This is a genomic window from Streptomyces sp. NPDC006265, assembly GCF_040613555.1.
In the GTDB taxonomy this organism is placed as follows: Bacteria; Actinomycetota; Actinomycetes; order Streptomycetales; family Streptomycetaceae; genus Streptomyces.
Window position 1 is genome coordinate 1 of the sequence record NZ_JBEXSH010000948.1, and the last position, 3,347, is coordinate 3,347.

The 3,347-nt window shown below is 73.6% G+C and carries 4 protein-coding genes; all 4 read left to right on the plus strand.

The annotated features are described in order from the left end of the window. Nucleotides 1–171: 171 nt before the first annotated feature. Nucleotides 172–1,128, plus strand: a complete 957-nt coding sequence (locus ABZ281_RS43260; RefSeq protein WP_356663623.1) for a glycosyltransferase — start codon at nucleotides 172–174, stop codon at nucleotides 1,126–1,128. Next, entirely contained in the window at nucleotides 1,125–2,342 is a 1,218-nt protein-coding gene (locus ABZ281_RS43265) for a glycosyltransferase (RefSeq protein ID WP_356663625.1), read from the plus strand. Before ABZ281_RS43260 ends, ABZ281_RS43265 begins: the two co-directional genes overlap by 4 nt. Further along, nucleotides 2,342–2,944, plus strand: a complete 603-nt coding sequence (locus ABZ281_RS43270; protein ID WP_356663627.1) for an SIS domain-containing protein — start codon at nucleotides 2,342–2,344, stop codon at nucleotides 2,942–2,944. The genes ABZ281_RS43265 and ABZ281_RS43270 overlap by 1 nt, the downstream gene beginning before the upstream one ends. A gap of 2 nt (nucleotides 2,945–2,946) precedes the next feature. After that, on the plus strand, nucleotides 2,947–3,347 hold a 401-nt coding region (locus tag ABZ281_RS43275), incomplete at its 3' end, for a PfkB family carbohydrate kinase (RefSeq protein WP_356663629.1).

The following is a 3,347-nucleotide window of genomic DNA, read 5'->3' on the forward strand; positions in this document are numbered from 1 at the left end:
GACCGTCGAAGCGGACCTTGGGCTGGTAGTGCAGATGCACCTCGTGCGCGTCGAGGGCGCGGCGCAGATCGCCCAGCAGACCGCCCGGAACTGCCCGGTGCCCGGCCATCCGTGCCTGGAGTCGGTCACCGCGGAGGACGTGGTGGTCGCCGTGGAGAAGGTGGTCGCGGAATGAGGATCCTGATCTGGCACGTGCACGGGTCGTGGACCACGGCCTTCGTGCAGGGCCCGCAAACCTACGTCGTCCCGGTCACCCCGGACCGCGGGCCCGACGGTCTCGGCCGTGCCCGCACCTTCGACTGGCCGGACAACGTGATCGAGCTCCCGCCGGAGCGGCTGCGGGACGCGGACATCGACGTGGTGATCCTGCAACGCCCGCACGAGTACGCCCTCGTGGAGCAGTGGCTGGGCCGGCGCCCGCCCATGGTGTACCTGGAGCACAACGCCCCCCACGGCTCCCCGGGAGTACCGGACACCCGGCACCCGGCCGCGGACCTGCCCGGAGTGCCGCTGGTCCACGTCACCCACTTCAACCGCCTGATGTGGGACGCCGGGAGCACCGACACCACCGTCATCGAACACGGCATCGTCGACCCCGGCCCCCTGTGGACCGGCGAGATCCCACACGCGGCCGTCGCCGTCAACGAGCCGATCCGGCGCGGCCGTACCACCGGCACCGACCTGCTGCCGACGTTCGCCGAAGCTGCCCCGCTGGACGTCTTCGGCATGAAGACCGACGGCCTCGCCGACCACCTCGGCCTGCCGCACGGGCGCTGCCGTTCGCACGAACTCGTCCAGCGCGAGCTGCACTCGGCGATGGCCAGGCGCCGCCTCTACCTCCACCCGGTCCGCTGGACCTCCCTCGGCCTGTCCCTGCTGGAGGCCATGCACCTCGGCATGCCCGTGGTCGCCCTCGCCACCACCGAGGTCACCGAGGCGGTGCCCCCTGGCGCCGGAGTGGTCTCCAACCGCATCGATGTACTGACCGATGCCGTCCGCGACTTCGTCGCCGACCCGCTGCACGCCCGCACGGTCGGCGAGGGAGCACGCGCGGCGGCGCTCGCCCGCTACGGACTGTCCCGCTTCCTGGACGACTGGGAGCGGCTGCTGAAGGAGGTGACCCGATGAGGATCGCCATGGTGTCCGAGCACGCGAGTCCGCTCGCCGCGCTCGGCGGAGTCGACGCCGGCGGCCAGAACGTGTATGTGGCCCGCCTCTCGGAGGAGTTGGCGCGCCGAGGCCACGACGTCACCGTCTACACCCGACGTGACTCCGCCGACCTGCCCGACCGGGTGCCGCTGCCCGGCGGCGCCGTCGTCGAGCACGTGCCGGCCGGGCCGCCCGAGGTGATTCCCAAGGACGCCCTGTTCGAGCACATGCCGGCCTTCGCCGTCCACCTGACCCGGGCCTGGCGCCGCCAGCGGCCCGATGTGGTGCACGCCCACTTCTGGATGTCCGGCATGGCCTCCCAGATCGGCGCCCACTCGCACGGCATCCCGGTCATCCAGACGTTCCACGCCCTGGGCGCCGTCAAGCGACGCCACCAGGGCCGGGACGACACCAGCCCGATCGAACGCGTCGGCATCGAACGCCAGATCGGGCGCACCTGTGAGCGGGTCCTGGCGACCTGCACCGACGAGGTTCAGGAGCTCGCCGCCATGGGGGTGTCCTCCGGCCGGGTGTCCGTGGTGCCGTGCGGCGTCGACGCCGACCACTTCCACCCCGGGGCGGACACTGCCGACGCCCCCGGGCGGAGGCAGCAGCACCGGCTGCTCGCCTGCGGCCGGCTGGTCCCCCGCAAGGGCTACGACCAGGCGATCCGCGCCCTCACCCGGATCCCGGACACCGAACTCCTCATCGCCGGCGGCCCGCCCTCCGAGCGGCTGCACGCCGATCCCGAGGCCCGACGGCTGCTGCGACTGGCCGAGGAGCAGGGCGTGGCCGACCGGGTGCGCCTGCTCGGCGCCGTCGACCCGCGCCGGATGCCGGCGCTCATGGCCGGCGCGGACCTGGTCCTGTGCACTCCCGTGTACGAGCCCTTCGGCATCGTCCCGCTGGAGGCCATGGCCTGCGGAACACCCGTCGTCGCCACCGCCGTCGGTGGCCACCGGGACACCGTCGCCGACGGACGCACCGGACGGCTCGTGCCGCCGGACGACACCCCGGCGATCGCCCACGCCGTCCGCCACCTGCTCGGACACGAGCGCAGCCGTAACCGCTTCGGCGTGGCCGGCCGCGAGCGTGTGCTCGCCCGCTACACCTGGCGGCGCGTCGCGGACGGAGTGGAACAGGTCTACAGGCAGACGGCACTGGGCCATGAACTGCGTACGGAGGTCGCCTGATGAGCACCCACGCCGAATCGTCCGTCACCGCGCACTGTGACGAACTGCTCGACGCCCTGGTCCGGTTCCGGGAACGAGCCCATCTGACCGAGCGGTGGGGCGAGCGACTGGCCGCAGTCCTCAGCGGCGGCGGGCGACTGCTGGCCGCCGGGAACGGCGGCAGCGCGGCCCAGGCCCAGCACCTGACCGCCGAACTCGTCGGCCGCTACCGCGACGACCGCCCGCCGTTCTCCGCGATCGCACTGCACGCCGACACCTCCTCCACCACCGCCATCGCCAATGACTACGGCGTGGACGAGGTGTTCGCCCGCCAGGTCCGCGCCCACGGCCGGCCCGGCGACATCCTGCTGCTGCTGTCCACCTCCGGCGCCAGCGCGAACCTGCTGGCCGCCGCCGACTCCGGACGCGCGGCGGGCCTGACCGTGTGGGCGCTGACCGGCCCGGCCCCCAACCCTCTGGTGGCCTGCGGCGACGAGGCGCTGTGCGTGTCGGGCTCCTCCACCGCGACCGTCCAGGAACTCCACCTGGTGGCGGTGCACATGGTGTGCGAGGCGTTCGACGCGGCCGTGGAGAGGGCGGCAGCGGAGAGGAACGGGAGGTGACCATGCCAGGTTCTGGTTCCAGCAGGTCCGCCCTCGTCGTGGTCGGCGACGCCCTGCTCGACCGCGACCTCACCGGTACCGCCGACCGGCTCGCCCCCGACGCGCCCGTACCGGTCGTCGCGGAGCACACGCGGCGGGCGCGGCCCGGCGGCGCCGCCCTCGCGGCCTGCCTCGCCGCCCGCGACGGCCGGGACGTCACCCTGATCACCGGCGTGGGCGACGACCCGGCGAGTGAGGAACTGCGCCGGATGCTCGACGGCCGGGTGAAGGTGATCGGCCTGCCGCTGACCGGGGCTCTGCCGGAAAAGACCCGCGTGCTGGCGCAGGGCCGCCCGGTCGTGCGCCTCGACCGCGGAGACGGCCGCGTCCGTGAGGCCACCGACGAGGCCCGCGAAGCAGTCCG

Coding starts and splice junctions, on each gene's coding strand:
- ABZ281_RS43270 (WP_356663627.1), top strand. CDS start 2,342: ATGAGCACCCACGCCGAATCGTCCGTCACCGCGCACTGTGACGAACTG.
- ABZ281_RS43260 (WP_356663623.1), top strand. CDS start 172: ATGAGGATCCTGATCTGGCACGTGCACGGGTCGTGGACCACGGCCTTC.
- ABZ281_RS43265 (WP_356663625.1), top strand. CDS start 1,125: ATGAGGATCGCCATGGTGTCCGAGCACGCGAGTCCGCTCGCCGCGCTC.